General features: G+C 75.5%; 12 protein-coding genes and 1 pseudogene. 8 read left to right on the top strand and 5 right to left on the bottom strand.

Going from position 1 to position 13,651, the window contains the following annotated elements:
* A pseudogene (locus AWW66_RS34480) lies at nt 1–521 on the top strand (hypothetical protein); the annotation flags it as partial.
* A gap of 444 nt (nt 522–965) precedes the next feature.
* A complete protein-coding gene (locus AWW66_RS19760) occupies nt 966–2,177 on the top strand; it encodes a hypothetical protein (protein WP_067368522.1) in 1,212 nt (403 codons plus the stop codon).
* A gap of 188 nt (nt 2,178–2,365) precedes the next feature.
* On the opposite strand, the gene AWW66_RS19755 is transcribed toward AWW66_RS19760, so the two are convergent.
* Nucleotides 2,366–2,710, bottom strand: coding sequence for a histone-like nucleoid-structuring protein Lsr2 (locus tag AWW66_RS19755; protein WP_067368520.1), 345 nt, complete (start codon nt 2,708–2,710; stop codon nt 2,366–2,368).
* 419 nt (nt 2,711–3,129) lie between these two features.
* On the opposite strand from AWW66_RS19755, the gene lon reads away from it, so the two are divergent.
* Nucleotides 3,130–5,460, top strand: coding sequence for an endopeptidase La (lon, locus tag AWW66_RS19750; protein ID WP_067368518.1), 2,331 nt, complete (start codon nt 3,130–3,132; stop codon nt 5,458–5,460).
* Nucleotides 5,461–5,551: 91 nt separating this feature from the next.
* Nucleotides 5,552–5,923 carry a DoxX family protein gene (locus AWW66_RS19745; RefSeq protein WP_067368515.1) on the top strand — a complete coding sequence of 124 codons (372 nt, stop codon included), beginning with the start codon at nt 5,552–5,554 and terminating at the stop codon, nt 5,921–5,923.
* Between the two features lie 143 nt (nt 5,924–6,066).
* On the opposite strand, the gene AWW66_RS19740 is transcribed toward AWW66_RS19745, so the two are convergent.
* Together AWW66_RS19740 and AWW66_RS19735 are read right to left on the bottom strand one after the other, a co-directional pair.
* Nucleotides 6,067–7,791 carry a DEAD/DEAH box helicase gene (locus tag AWW66_RS19740; RefSeq protein ID WP_067368514.1) on the bottom strand — a complete coding sequence of 575 codons (1,725 nt, stop codon included), beginning with the start codon at nt 7,789–7,791 and terminating at the stop codon, nt 6,067–6,069.
* A 119-nt stretch (nt 7,792–7,910) separates the two neighbouring features.
* The gene (locus tag AWW66_RS19735) at nt 7,911–8,366 is read right to left on the bottom strand and encodes a hypothetical protein (RefSeq protein ID WP_083978646.1); all 456 of its coding nucleotides are present in this window, start codon (nt 8,364–8,366) and stop codon (nt 7,911–7,913) included.
* A gap of 133 nt (nt 8,367–8,499) precedes the next feature.
* On the opposite strand from AWW66_RS19735, the gene AWW66_RS19730 reads away from it, so the two are divergent.
* From AWW66_RS19730 to AWW66_RS19715, 4 genes are all read left to right on the top strand, one after another.
* Nucleotides 8,500–9,672, top strand: a complete 1,173-nt coding sequence (locus AWW66_RS19730) for a sensor histidine kinase (protein ID WP_067368511.1) — start codon at nt 8,500–8,502, stop codon at nt 9,670–9,672.
* Complete coding sequence (locus tag AWW66_RS19725; RefSeq protein WP_483819089.1) at nt 9,651–10,274, top strand: response regulator; 624 nt, start codon at nt 9,651–9,653, stop codon at nt 10,272–10,274. Before AWW66_RS19730 ends, AWW66_RS19725 begins: the two co-directional genes overlap by 22 nt.
* Nucleotides 10,275–10,343: 69 nt before the next feature.
* Nucleotides 10,344–10,856, top strand: a complete 513-nt coding sequence (locus AWW66_RS19720) for a 2'-5' RNA ligase family protein (RefSeq protein WP_067368509.1) — start codon at nt 10,344–10,346, stop codon at nt 10,854–10,856.
* A gap of 189 nt (nt 10,857–11,045) precedes the next feature.
* The gene (locus AWW66_RS19715; protein WP_067368507.1) at nt 11,046–12,023 is read left to right on the top strand and encodes a hypothetical protein; all 978 of its coding nucleotides are present in this window, start codon (nt 11,046–11,048) and stop codon (nt 12,021–12,023) included.
* A gap of 22 nt (nt 12,024–12,045) precedes the next feature.
* On the opposite strand, the gene AWW66_RS19710 is transcribed toward AWW66_RS19715, so the two are convergent.
* Nucleotides 12,046–13,254 (bottom strand): SLC13 family permease, encoded by a 1,209-nt coding sequence (locus tag AWW66_RS19710; RefSeq protein ID WP_067368504.1) that lies wholly within the window; start codon nt 13,252–13,254, stop codon nt 12,046–12,048.
* Nucleotides 13,255–13,341: 87 nt separating this feature from the next.
* Complete coding sequence (locus tag AWW66_RS19705; protein WP_067368503.1) at nt 13,342–13,563, bottom strand: DUF2188 domain-containing protein; 222 nt, start codon at nt 13,561–13,563, stop codon at nt 13,342–13,344.
* Nucleotides 13,564–13,651 lie beyond the last annotated feature (88 nt).

Below are 13,651 nucleotides of genomic sequence, written 5' to 3'. Positions count from 1 at the left end.
TCGTCGAGTACGTGCTCGACGCCCGCCGCTACGCGGCGGCGACGCAGACCGGTGCCGCGCCGGACGAGCCGGGGACCGAACCGCCGGTGGGCTTCCGGGACATCCTGGGCCGGCTGCCCGACGGGCGGCAGGGGCCCGTCAACGACCTGGGCGCGCTGGCCCGCGCGGCGGCCCTGGAGGCGTACGTGGGCCGGCGGCTGGTCGACCCGATCGTGCGCGGGCTGCACGTGCGGTGGCGCACCGGGCCGGGTGAGGGGTGGAGCTGGGTCGAGGTGGCGCCCGACCGGTGTCTGGTGGAGCGGGTCTCGGTCCGGGAGCACGGTTTCTCCTGCGGGGGGGACCCGGCCCGCCTGGCCGAGGACCTGGCCGCGGTGGCGATCGGTGACCGGCTGCGGGACCTGACCGGGGTCGAGCCGCACTTGGTGTCCCGGGCGCGGGTGCGGGCGGACATCCTGCGGCTGCGGTCGCACCGCGACGAGTTCGACGACGGATTCGCCTTCGACCACCTCTGCGCCGACTGACCCGCACGGATTCGCCCCGGGCGCCGGTCGAACCCGGTACCGCCCGGCCGACCGTTTTCTGCTTTCTGCGACGGTGGGATCACCATCCGGAGCCAGTCGGGCGCAATGTGCGGCCCGCCCCGCCGTCGACGGGAAATCGTCGCCGGGCCGGTCACGCCCCCGGTCGGGGGCCGGGTCGGCCGGCTGCCGCCCGCCCGTGGAAATTCCTCGCACAATCCTCGGAACCGGTTGAACCCCCGCCGTCGTGGCTCCGTACTCATGCGCGAATGGACACGATCTTCCCCCGCGTCGTGAGGCGTGGGCGACGGTGCGGAAAGGGCATCGTCGGTCATCGACGTGCGACCGGAGGTGTCGCGGTGCTCCCCGACGCGGCGCCGCCACCCGAATTCCGTCGGCCCGCCGGGGGCACGGGTCCACTACCGGATCGAGAAGGAGAACAATTCGATGCGCAGGTCCACACGGGCGCGACGGTCATCCGGTAACACGCGGCGCAACCGGCTGATCGCCGTGGCCGGTACGCTCGCGGTCTTCGGCGGAATCGTGGCGGTGACCCAGATCTCGTCCGCCCAAGACCGACCGTCGCGTACCCGGACGGTGTCGTCGGAGTGCGTGGCGCCGCCGGCCGGCGCGACCGCCAGGAACGGCACCGGCATCACCGTCAACGAGCAGAACGGCCGCGACGTCCGCAACCACTGGGGCGACGGGCAGATGTCCAAGGCCCAGTGCCAGTCGCTGCGGACCGGTGCCGAGGTCCGGACGATCAGTTGCCCGGATCCCACCGGCAAACTGCCCCGGGAGATCCCCGCCCGGGCGCAGCGGGAGGTCTCGCGCAACCTCGCCCTGCTCACCACCCAGATCGAGGAGGCCAACCGGCGCCTGGCGGCGGAGGGCCGCAAGGGTCAGGGGTTCATCGACAGCGCGATCCTGGCTCCGCTGGCCGCCAAGCGGAGGGCCACCCTGGACCGGATCGCGATCGCCATCGGCCGGGTCGCCGAGCGTCCGCAGGGCCTCGACGAGCTGGCCACCTGCCAGGTCGTCAACGCCAACCCCAACAACGGGAACAACAACGGCGGCAACAACGGTGGGAACGACGGCGGGGGCAACAACAACGGCCTCGACGTGCTGGCGCAGAACTGCGACAACAGCCGCCTCCAGCGCCACGACGGGTTTCAGAACGGCAACCGGTGCGTCAGCACCGCGTTCGGCGAGGTCGGCAGCGCCGGCGACAACCCGTCGCTGCTGATCACGGAGTTCCCCGACCAGGTCCAGGCGAACCAGGCGTTCACCCTGCGGGTGTCGACGCGCAACCTGGTCCGGGACCGCTTCCTCCCCGCCGGTCAGGGCGGCTACTACCTGGAGAGCTCGGTGCTCAACGGGGAGGGGCTGACCCGGGGCCACTTCCACAGCGCCTGCCGGATGCTCGGCAGCACCACCGAGGCGCCGGACCCGGCGCCGGCCCCCGCCTTCTTCGTGGCGACCGAGGACGGCGCCGGTGGACGGAACCCGGACGAGGTCGCGATCCAGGTGCCGGGTCTGCCGCAGCAGGGTGTCGCCCAGTGCGCCGTGTGGGCCGGTGACGGCTCCCACCGGGTGCCGATGATGGAGCGGGCCAACCAGACCCCGGCCTTCGACGTGGTCCGGATCCAGGTGAACTGAGCCCGTCGTGCGACGAACGTGGCAGCCGCCCGGGCAGGTCCCGGGCGGCTGCCGCCGTCGGGCGTGCCGGTGGGCCGTCGGCCCGCTCGCCTCCGCCGCGGACAGGTGGTGCGGTGCGCCGCCGCCCCCGGGGCCGGCGCCGCCGGCCCGGCGTGACCCCGGAGTGGCTGGTGGCCGGACCGAGGCGCTCAGCGGTTCTTGTAGGCCTCGACGACCGAGACCGGGATCCGCCCGCGCTCGGAAATCTCGTGGCCGTTCTTGACCGCCCATTCGCGGATCGCCCGGTTCTGCTCGCGGTCCATTCCCGAGATCGGGCGGCTGCCCCGGCGGCCCGGCCGACCGCTCTCGACCGGGCCACGACCGATCCGGCGCCCGGCATTGATGTACGGGTCGAGGGCCTTGCGCAGCATGCCGGCGTTCTCGTCGGAGACGTCGATCGTGTAGGTCACCCCGTCGAGGCTGAACTCGACCGTACGATCGGCCTTTCCGCCGTCCAGATCGTCGGTGAGAACCGTGATTACTTTCCTTGCCATGGCCGATTACTCCCTGTGTGTGGCGGGTGTGGGTAAAAGTTTGACGTACCGGTGGGCAAAAGCGCAACAATATGCGCCGCCTTCCATTCGGCGGGTCGTGATAGCCGGAGTGTTAAGTCGCGGTCTACCGGTGGAAACGGTGCCCTCCGGCGAGGAAGCGCAATCGGTGAGTAGCCCGGGTGGTCCGGCTCGTGCCAGGGCGCGCCCCGCGCCATAGGTCGGGACGCGGGTAACGGCGTCGTCGGCATTCGATTTGCGGGCAGGTCGGGCCGCGTCCCGGTGGTCTCTCCCGGGGTCGCGCGGGGCCCGCCGGTGGCGGCGGGCGGAGGTGATCGTGTCCTGGGTCACACCCCGGAACAACGGGAACCTTTTGTTACTTGAGCCTGACACGCTCAACTCAACGCGATGGCAGGTGTTCGATGGCAACTCTTCCGGTACTACCCCTGACCGACGCCGTCCTGCTGCCCGGCATGGTCATCCCGGTGACCCTCGACCCGAGCACCCAGGCCGCCGTCGACGCGGCCCGCGCCACCGGGGACGGCCGACTCCTCGCCGTACCCCGCCTCGACGGCGAGTACGGGCCGGTCGGCGCGGTCGCCACCATCGAGAAGGTCGGCCGGCTGCCCAGCGGCGAGCCGGCCGCGGTGATCCGTGGCCTGCGCCGGGCCCGGATCGGCTCCGGCGTCCCCGGCCCCGGGGCCGCCCTCTGGGTCGAGGCGGCCGAACTGCCCGAACCCACCCCCGCCGGTCGGGCCCGCGACCTCGCCCGCGAGTACCGCGCCCTGATGACCTCCGTGCTCCAGCAGCGGGGCGCCTGGCAGGTCATCGACGCGATGGAACGGATGACCGACCTGTCCGAGCTGGCCGACGCGGCCGGCTACGCGCCCTGGCTCAGCCTGGCGCAGAAGACCGAGCTGCTCGCCGCCCCGGACGTCACCGCCCGGCTGGAGCTGCTGGTCGGCTGGGTGCGGGAGCACCTGGCCGAGCAGGAGGTCGCCGAGCGGATCACCACCGACGTCCGGGAGGGGCTGGAGAAGTCCCAGCGGGAGTTCCTGCTGCGCCAGCAGCTCGCCGCCATCCGCAAGGAACTCGGCGAGGACGAGCCGGACGGCTCCGCCGACTACCGGTCCCGGGTGGAGTCGGCCGACCTGCCCGAGCAGGTCCGCGAGGCGGCGCTGCGCGAGGTCGGCAAGCTGGAGCGGGCCAGTGACGCCTCCCCGGAGGCGGGCTGGATCCGGACCTGGCTGGACACCGTCCTGGAGATGCCGTGGGGCACCCGTACCCAGGACAACACCGACCTGGCCGCGGCCCGCGCGGTGCTCGACGCCGACCACGCCGGCCTGGCCGACGTGAAGGACCGCATCCTGGAGTACCTGGCGGTGCGCAGCCGCCGCGCCGAGCGCGACCTCGGCGTGGTCGGCGGGCGCGGCTCCGGCGCGGTGCTCGCCCTCGCCGGCCCGCCCGGGGTCGGCAAGACCAGCCTCGGTGAGTCGGTGGCCCGCGCGCTGGGCCGGACCTTCGTCCGGGTCTCCCTCGGCGGGGTCCGCGACGAGGCGGAGATCCGGGGCCACCGGCGCACCTACGTCGGCGCGCTGCCCGGCCGGATCGTCCGGGCGCTGCGCGAGGCCGGCTCGATGAACCCGGTGGTGCTCCTCGACGAGGTGGACAAGCTGGCCGTCGGCTACGCCGGCGACCCGGCCGCGGCGCTGCTGGAGGTGCTCGACCCGGCGCAGAACCACACCTTCCGCGACCACTACCTGGAGGTCGACCTCGACCTGTCCGACGTGCTCTTCCTCGCCACCGCCAACGTGGTGGAGAACGTCCCCGGCCCGCTGCTGGACCGGATGGAGCTGGTCACCCTGGACGGGTACACCGAGGACGAGAAGGTGGCGATCGCCCGCGACCACCTGTTGCCCCGGCAGCGGGAGCGGGCCGGGCTGACCGCCGACGAGGTCACCGTCGACGACGCCGTGCTGGCCCGGATCGCGGGGGAGCACACCCGGGAGGCCGGGGTACGGCAGCTCGAACGGGCCCTGGCGAAGATCCTGCGCAAGGTCACGGTGACCCTGGCGACCGACCCGACCCCGGTCCGGGTGGGCACCGACGACCTGGTCCGCTACCTGGGCCGGCCGCGGTTCACGCCGGAGTCGGCCGAGCGCACCGCCGTGCCCGGGGTGGCCACCGGGCTGGCCGTCACCGGCGCCGGCGGGGACGTGCTCTTCATCGAGGCGACCAGCATGGCGGGCGAGCCGGGGCTGACCCTCACCGGCCAGCTCGGGGACGTGATGAAGGAGTCCGCGCACATCGCCTGGTCGTACCTGCGCTCCAACGGACGCCGACTCGGGCTGGACCCGAACGCGCTGGCCGGGCAGCGGATCCACCTGCACGTCCCGGCGGGCGCGGTGCCCAAGGACGGCCCCAGCGCCGGCATCACCATGGTCACCGCCCTCGCCTCGCTGGTCACCGGCCGGCCGGTCCGTCCGGAGTTCGGGATGACCGGCGAGGTGACCCTCTCCGGCCGGGTGCTGCCCATCGGCGGGGTGAAGCAGAAGCTGCTCGCCGCGCACCGGGCCGGCCTGACCGAGGTGATCATCCCGGCCCGCAACGCGCCGGACCTGGACGACCTGCCCGAGGAGGTGCGCTCGGCGCTGACCGTGCACACCCTCGCCGACGTCGCCGACGTGCTCGCCCTGGCGCTGCGTCCGGCCGACGCCGACACCCTCACCGGGCCGGCCCTCACCGCCGCCTGACCCCGGCTGCGGGCCGGGCGTCGCGACACCTCGCGCGCCCGGCCCGCAGCGGGTACGGTCGGCATCCCTTTCCCCGTGACCGGAGGCGACGATGACCATCCTGTTGTGGGTACTCCAGATCGGCCTGGCGGCGATCCTCCTCGGCGCGGGCCTGACCAAGGTCAGCCAGCCCACCGAGAAGCTGCGGGACCGGATGAGCTGGGTCGACGGCGTACCGCCCGGCCGGGTCAAGGCGCTGGGCGCGGTCGAGGTGCTGGGCGCGGTCGGGCTGGTCCTGCCGGCGGCCACCGGCATCGCCCCGGTGCTCACCCCGCTGGCCGCCGTCGGCGCGGCGGTGGTGATGCTCGGCGCGGTGGTGATCCACGTACGCGCCCGGGAGTACCCGGCCGCCGCCTTCACCGGGCTGCTGCTCGTCGCGGCCCTGCTGGTGGCCTGGGGCCGGTTCGGCCCCTACGCCCTCTGACGCCCGGCCCGTACACCCGGAGCCGGCCGCCCGGCCCGTACACCCGGAGCCGATGCGGCCCGAGCCGGCCGGCCCGGCTCCGGGTGGGTGAGAAGGGCGCCCCTCTCTACCGGAGGCGTTAAGAGGGGGCCCTTCCTTACCGCTCAGCGGCGGCTGTCGCCGTCGCGGTCGCGGCGTACCGTCGCCTTGCGGCCCTTGATGGTGCTGCCGCGCAGCCCGGCGATCACCTCGTCGGCCGCCCCGACCGGCACCTCGACCAGGGAGAACCGGTCGGCGATCTCGATCGAGCCGATCTCCCGGCCGCTCACCCGGGTCTCGCCGGTGATGGCGCCGACCAGGTCCTGCGGGCGCACCCCGGCCCGCCGGCCCAGCCCGATGAAGACCTGCGTGGTGCCGGCGCCCCGGGGCCGGGCCGGCCGCCGCTCGACGCCGCGTCCCTCGCCGCCGCCGGGGCGGTTCTCCCGGGCCGGGCGGACGGCGGCCTGCGGGATCTCCTCGTCCTCGTCGGTGGTGCCGGGCAGGGTCGCCTCGTGGGCCAGCTTCACCGCCGCCAGGGCCACCTCCATCAGGTCGAACTCGTCCGACAGCGACTCGACGATGACCCGGAACGGGGCCAGGTCGTCCTCCAGCAGGCTCTCCCGCAACGCGGCCTGGGTCAGCTCCAGGCGGCGGGTGCGCAGGTCCGCCACGGTGGGGATCTTGTCGATGGTGATCCGCTGGCCGGTGACCCGCTCGATGGTCTTGAGCATCCGGTGTTCCCGGGGCTCGGCCAGGGTGATCGCCACCCCCTCCCGGCCGGCCCGGCCGACCCGCCCGATCCGGTGCACGTACGACTCGGGGGCGGACGGGACGTCGTAGTTGACCACGTGGCTGAGCTGCTCCACGTCCAGCCCCCGGGCGGCCACGTCGGTGGCGACCAGCAGGTCGGCGGTGCCGGCCCGCAGCCGCCCCATCACCCGGTCCCGCTGCTCCTGGCTCATCCCGCCGTGCAGCGCCTCGGCCCGGTACCCGCGTCCGTTCATCGTCTCGGTGAGCCGGTCCACCTCCTCCCGGCTGCGGCAGAACACGATGGCCGCGGTGGGCGACTCGACGTCCAGCACCCGGCCCAGCGCCGCCGGCTTGTGCGCCCGCGCCACGATGTAGGCGCTCTGCCGGACCCGGGGCGCCTCCCCGGCCACCGGCTGCTCCCGGGCGATGAGGATGCGGACCGGGTCGGTGAGGTACGCCCGCGCCATCCCGTCGATCCGGGCCGGCATGGTGGCCGAGAAGAGCACCGTCTGCCGCTGGTCCGGCGCGTGTTCGAGGATCGCCTCGATGTCCTCGGCGAAACCCATGTCCAGCATCTCGTCGGCCTCGTCCAGCACCACCGTGGCCAGCGCGCCCAGGCGCAGGGTGCCCCGCGCGATGTGGTCCAGGGCCCGGCCGGGGGTGGCCACCACCACGTCCACCCCGGTGTCGAGGGCCCGCAACTGCCGGCCGATGGGCTGCCCGCCGTAGATCGGCAGGACCCGGGTGCCGAGGTCCTTGCCGTAGCGGTGGAACGCCTCGGAGACCTGCACGGCCAGTTCCCGGGTGGGGACCAGCACCAGCGCGACGGGGTCGCCCTCGGTGCGCCCCACGGGCATCCGTTGCAGCAGCGGCAGCGCGAACGCGGCGGTCTTGCCGGTGCCGGTGGCCGCCTGGCCGAGCAGGTCCCGGCCGGTCAGCAGGGGCGGGATCGCCTCCCGCTGGATCGGTGTCGGCTCCTCGTACCCGAGGGTGGCGAGCGCGCCGAGCAGTTCGGCGCGCAGCCCGAGATCCGCGAAGGCGCTCACCTCCTCGGGCAGGCCGGGGGTGGTCGGTTCGGTCGGTGCGGGTGCGGAACTCATGGGTAGAGCTTTTCATCACCGCCGTCGGGCCGCGTCGGCGACCGGCCCGACGGCACGCCACCGGTCGGAACCGGCCGCCACCACCGGCCCGACCGGCTGCGCTGCGTGCGGGCGGCGTCTCACCGGGTGACGATCGCCAGGATCATCGTCAGCCCCAGGACGAGGTCCAGCACGCCGCACCACTCGGCGTACCCGCGCGGCACCACCCGGCCGACGCGGTGGTGCACCAGGTCCCAGAGCCCGTGGCCGAGCCAGCCGAGGGCCACCAGCCACGCGCCGGTGTCACCCCCGAGGAGCGCCGCCGCCCCGGCCAGCGCCGCGTACCCGGCCAGGCCGAGGAGTTCGACGCGGAGCGCGCCCGGGGTGCGCCAGCGGCGACGCACCGTGCCGATCAGCAGGTACCCGGCCGGGAGCGCCAGCAGGGTCCACGGCGGCAGCACCGCCGGGGCGAACCAGTTGTCGACGGTCATCAGCAGGGCCAGCCCGGTGGGCCAGCGGTGCAGCATGGTGAGCACCCGGCGGTGCCGCGACGGCGGAGCCGGCGCGGTGGCCGGTACGGTCGGTGAGGATGTCATGGCTCCACGGTGCCGCCGACCGGCGTCCGCCCGACAGCCTCGCGCCGTACGGTTCGGCCGTGCGCGACGCATGCCCGTACCGGGCGCCGGCGCGGGTGCGGCCGGCGGGGGGACCGCCCTAGGATCGGCGACCATGACGGGGGAGACCGGGCGCGGCGGGCGGGTCCCGGCCGGGGACCGGCGGCTGCGCCGGGCCCGGGTGGTGGCCCTGGTGGCCCTGGTGACCAGCCTCTGGACCAGCTTCCTGCTCCCCGGCGTCGGGCTGCTGCGCGAACCGGACCCGGTCCGGGTGGCCGTCGGCGCGGCGGCCGTCGCCGCGTTCACCGCCGCGCACACCGCCGTGCTGTACGCGGCGGTCACCCCCTGGCTGTCGCCGGTGTGGCGGCGGCGGTGGCACCTCGCCCTGCTCGCCACCGCGGTGCTGAGCGTCCCGGCGGTCGGCCCCGTCGCGGCCGGCTCCTGGCCCACCTGGGCCTGGCTGGGCGCCTCCCTGGTCGGGTTGGCCCCGGTGCTGGTGCGCTGGCCGGTCGCCGTCGTCGCCGGCGCGGCGGCCGTGGCGACCTCGGCGGCGCTGGCCGGGGTGACGGGCGGGTCGATCGGGCTCCACCTGGCCGTCACCGGCGGGGTGGGGCTCGGCGCCGCCCTGGTCAACGCCCTCCAGCTCTGGTTCTGGGACCTGCTCGTCGAGGCCCGGCAGGGTCAGGAGGCCCGTGCGCGGCTGGCCGCCGCGCAGGAACGGCTCCGCTTCGCCCGGGACGTGCACGACCTGCTCGGGCACGACCTGACGGTGATCGCGTTGAAGGCGGAGCTGGCCGCGCGGCTGGCGACGGTGGACGCCGGCCGGGCCGGCCGGGAGGCCGCGCAGGTGCAGCACCTGGCCGTCTCGGCGTTGCAGCGGGTCCGCGCGGCGGTCCACGGCTACCGGGCGGTCGACCTGGCCGAGCAGCTCACCGCCGTCGCCGACGTGCTGCGCTCGTGCGGTGTCCGGTGCACCGTGGTGGCGCCGGCCGACCCGCTCCCGCCGGAGCCGGCCGCCCTGCTGGCGGCGGTGCTGCGTGAGGCGAGCACCAACATCCTGCGGCACAGCCGGGCCGGCTGGTGCCGGATCGAGATCACCCGACCGGAGGGGGCGGCCACGATGACGGTCAGCAACGACGGGGCCGGGGCCGGCCGGTCGCCCGACGGGCACAGCCACGGGCTGCGGGGGCTGACCGACCGGCTGGCGCCGGCCGGCGGCACCCTGCGGACCCGGTGCGGGGACGACGGGGTCTTCACCCTCGAGGCGTGGCTGCCGGTGACGTCGTGATCCGGGTCCTGCTCGCCGACGACGAGGAGCTGATCCGGGAGGCGCTCGCCGCGCTGCTCGGCCTGGAGGCCGACCTGACGGTGGTGGCCCAGGCCGGCGACGGGCGGGCCGCGCTGGCGGCGGCCCGCGCCCACCGCCCGGACGTCGCGGTGGTCGACCTGGAGATGCCGCCACCGGCCGGGATCGAGCTGGTCGCCGAGTTCGGTCGGGCGCTGCCCGGCTGCGCGGTGGTCATCCTCACCGGCCACGGACGCCCCGGACACCTGCGGCAGGCGCTCACCGCCGGGGCCCGGGGCTTCCTCGCCAAGGGGGCGCCGGGCGGGGCGCTGGCGGACGTGATCCGCCGGGTCCACGCCGGCATCCGGTACGTCGACCCGGCGCTGGCCGCCGACGCGCTCACCCTGCCGCCGTGCCCGCTGACCCCCCGGGAGCTGGAGCTGCTGCGGCTGGCCGAGTACGGCACGCCGGTCCCGGTGATCGCCCGCCGGACGCACCTGGCCGCCGGTACGGTCCGCAACCACTTGGCCGCGAGCGTGCAGAAGCTGGGCGCCACCGACCGGGCCGAGGCGGTCCGGATCGCCCGGGAGGCCGGCTGGCTGTGATCGGGCTGGTCCCACGCACCGCCCCGCCGACCCGCTGTGGTCGCCGGCCGCCGCCACTAGCCTGGCCGGGTGCGTACCGTCGAACTGGTCTGTGACCCGGCGTTGGAGGCCACGGTCCGGGCCGCGTGGGACCGGCTCGCCGCGGTCGGGCTGCCCAGCCTGGCCCGGAACATCCATCCCACCAACCGCCCGCACCTGACCCTCGCCGCGGTCGACGCGTTCCCGCCGGGCGCGCAGGCACGGCTGGCCGCCCTCTGCGCGGCGGCGCTGCCGCTGCCGACACACCTCGACCGGATCACCGTGCTCGACGGCAGCGCGCCCCTGGTCTGGCTGGTGCGACCCACCCCGGCGCTGACCGCGCTGCACGCCGGGGTCTGGGCGGTGCTCTCCGCCGCCGAGGGCCGCCGGCCCTGGCACGAGCCGGGCCGGTGGATCCCGCACCTGAGCCTGGCGCTGCGCTTCCGCGACGCCGACCGGCGGCGGGCGCGGGCGGTCGCCGGAGCCGCCCGACCCACCGGCGCCTTCGTCGGGGCGCGCAGCTACGACGGCGAGACCCGGACCGTCACCGCGCTGGGCGGATAGGCGGTCGACCCGTGCGTGGCCGCGCGCTCGGCCTGCCGCTGCGCGGCCCGGGGAGCGTGGAGGCGAGGCTCGTCACCGGTCCGTCCCCTTTCGAGAGCAATGGAAAAATTGCTCACACTTGGTCCGTCGGTGTCTCCTACGGTGAGGTCAGGCTCACCCGGCCCTGCCGGCGGGAGAAGGGACCCCACCATGCGAGTGCCGAGCCGTAGCTCCGGACCGCGGTCCGGCCCGGCCGCGCCCAGCGCCTCGATCACCTCGCCCGCCGTGGCCGGGCCCCCGAGGGCCGGGCCGTCGCCGGGCGGGCCGGCCGTTCCCGACCTTGCCGCGTACCGGGCGGCCGTGGCGGAACTGCTCGTCGAGATCGGTGCGCTCGCCGATCCGGGCTCGGCCACCGCCCGTCAGGCGCTGGTCGACGACCGGCTCCGGGACCCGGTCGTGGCCGCCGTGCTCGACGCCACCCCGGCCGGCCTCGTCGCCGCCCGGGAGACGCTGCTGCTGGAGCTGGCCCGCTACCAGCCGAGCGGCCGCAGCGCGGTGCGCGACCTCACCGGGCTGGTCCGCTGCTACCTGCTGTCCCGCATTGACCTGATGTGGTGGCGCGACGTCCCGGCCTTCGCCACCGACGCCCAGGTCCGGGACAGCCCCGATCTGGTGGACCTGGAGTGGCTGCGCCGCCGGGACCTGGCCCGCTTCCGCTACCGGGAGGAGCCGACCAGCCGGGTCGGCCGGGCCCTGCGGGCGGCCGACCGCCGGCTGCGACCCTACGCCGCCCCGGACACCGCCGGGGTACGGTCGCGCCGGACCCGGCGGGAGGTGGTGGCGCTGCTCAACGACGTGGCCCGGGAGTTCGCCTCGGCCGCCCCGGCGGGCACCCCGCCGCTCTGGGTGACCAGCCTGGTGCGCAGCGCCGAGGAGCAGTACCGGCGGCGGCGACTCGGGCACCCGGTGCCGCTGCCCGGCGCGCACTGCCTCGGGTGGGCCGTCGACGTCGAACTGGACTGGTACGGGCGCTTCGGTGCCCGGGAGGTCCTGGCCGGGATCCTGCGGGACCGGCAGGAGGCCGGCGAGGTCAACGTGGTCGACGCGGGGTCGGTCTGGCACGTCTGCCCCGCCCCGTCCACCCGGGCCCGGCTGCGCCGCGCGTACGAGGTCGAGCTGGGCGCCTGACCGGGCGATCGTCGGCCGGGCGTCAACCGGTCAGCAGCAACGCCCCGAGCGCGGCCAGGGTGCCGGTGACCGCCAGCACCGCGCTGGTCGCCACGAACCGGCGCATCGGCACCCGCACCCCGGCCGCCCGGCACCGCTCGTACCAGAGCAGGGTGGCCAGCGACGCCCACGGCAGCGCCAGCGGACCGATGTTCGTCCCGATCAGCAGGGCCAGCAGCCGGGTGTGGTCGCCGGCCGGCAGCGCCGCCTCCCCGGCCAGGTACGCCGGGAGGTTGTTGACCGCGTTGGCCAGCAGCGCCCCGGTGCCGCCGGCCCGCAGCACCCCGAGCGGGCCGGCGTCGGCGCCGAGCAGCGTACCGACGAGGTCGTGCAGGCCGGCGCGGCCGAGCGTCTGCACCACCAGGAACAGCCCGGTCACCAGGAGCAGCAGCCGCCAGGGCAGCAGCCGGGGGCGCAGGGTGGCGGGGGAGCGGACGGCGAACCCGGCCACCACCACGGCCGCGCCCACCGTCGAGGCGATCCCGATCTCCACTCCGGCGGCGATGCCGGCCACGAGGAGCAGGCAGCCGGCGACCGCCGTCCGGTGCAGCACCGGGTCGGCCGGGGCGAGTCGGGGCGGGGCCTCGAACCGGTCCGGCAGGCGGCGCCAGTACAGCAGCCAGAGCAGGCCGGCGGTCACCGCGATCGCGGCCAGTTGCGGCAGCCACATCCGGGCCGCGTACCCGAGCGGGCTCAGCCCCACCCGGTCGGCGGCGAGCAGGTTGGTCAGGTTGGACACCGGCAGCAGCAGGCTGGCGGTGTTCGCCAGCCAGACCGTGGTGACCGCCAGCGGCAGGGCGGCCAGGCCGAGCCGGGCCGCCAGGGCGAGCAGCACCGGGGTGAGCAGCACCGCCGTGGTGTCCAGGTTGAGCAGGATCGTGGTGAGCGCGGCGAAGGCCACGCAGAGCAGGAACAGCCGGCCCCGGCGGCCCCCGGCGGTCACCGCCAGCCGGGTGGCGAGCACGTCGAAGACCCCGGCGGCGGCGGTCAGTTCGGCCAGCACCACCACGGTGCCGAGGAACAGCAGCAGGGGCAGGATGCGGGCGACGGTCGCCGCCGCCTCGGCCCGGGGCAGCAGCCCGGACAGCACACAGCCGGCACCGGCCACGGCGAGGGCGATCGCGGCCAGGTCCAGCGGGTGCGGTCGGTGTCGGGTGCGGTGGCCGGGCACGGTGCCGGCGGGTGCTTCCACGTCCGCCGATCCTCGCACGCGGCCCGCCGACGGACTCCGACGGGCCGCGCGCGGCACCCGGTCCCGGGGACCCGGGCCGGTCGCCGGTCAGCCGGCGGGCGGGTACGGGTCGTCGCGGTAGGCGTGCTCGGTCTCGATCCGGCCGTCGGCGGTGTGCACGACCAGTTGGCTCGGCTCGTTGCCGTGGGCGACCTGTCGGCCCGCCGCGACCGCGGCCTCCTTCGTGGGGTAGCTGCCGATCGCGTTGCTGCCCTGCTCGACGGCCCACCCGTCACCGTCGGGCACCACGTGGTACTCGTTGCGGCTCATGGTCACGTTCCTCCCCTTCGTCCCGGTCGTGGTACCCGGCGGCCACGGGGAGGAAACGGGGCCGGGCCCGTCCCGGTCGGGGGGAGGA

It is taken from the genome of Micromonospora rosaria, from assembly GCF_001567585.1.
In the GTDB taxonomy this organism is placed as follows: Bacteria; Actinomycetota; Actinomycetes; order Mycobacteriales; family Micromonosporaceae; genus Micromonospora; species Micromonospora rosaria.
Note: the sequence above shows the minus strand (reverse complement) of the source record. Positions and strands in the feature narration are given on the sequence as shown.

Excerpts from the sequence above, each read along its gene's own strand:
- AWW66_RS19760 (WP_067368522.1), top strand. The coding sequence starts at position 966 with ATGCGCAGGTCCACACGGGCGCGACGGTCATCCGGTAACACGCGGCGC.
- AWW66_RS19745 (WP_067368515.1), top strand. The coding sequence starts at position 5,552 with ATGACCATCCTGTTGTGGGTACTCCAGATCGGCCTGGCGGCGATCCTC.
- AWW66_RS19715 (WP_067368507.1), top strand. The coding sequence starts at position 11,046 with ATGCGAGTGCCGAGCCGTAGCTCCGGACCGCGGTCCGGCCCGGCCGCG.
- AWW66_RS19740 (WP_067368514.1), bottom strand. The coding sequence starts at position 7,791 with ATGAGTTCCGCACCCGCACCGACCGAACCGACCACCCCCGGCCTGCCC.
- AWW66_RS19755 (WP_067368520.1), bottom strand. The coding sequence starts at position 2,710 with ATGGCAAGGAAAGTAATCACGGTTCTCACCGACGATCTGGACGGCGGA.
- AWW66_RS19705 (WP_067368503.1), bottom strand. The coding sequence starts at position 13,563 with ATGAGCCGCAACGAGTACCACGTGGTGCCCGACGGTGACGGGTGGGCC.
- lon (WP_067368518.1), top strand. The coding sequence starts at position 3,130 with ATGGCAACTCTTCCGGTACTACCCCTGACCGACGCCGTCCTGCTGCCC.
- AWW66_RS19735 (WP_083978646.1), bottom strand. The coding sequence starts at position 8,366 with ATGACATCCTCACCGACCGTACCGGCCACCGCGCCGGCTCCGCCGTCG.
- AWW66_RS19730 (WP_067368511.1), top strand. The coding sequence starts at position 8,500 with ATGACGGGGGAGACCGGGCGCGGCGGGCGGGTCCCGGCCGGGGACCGG.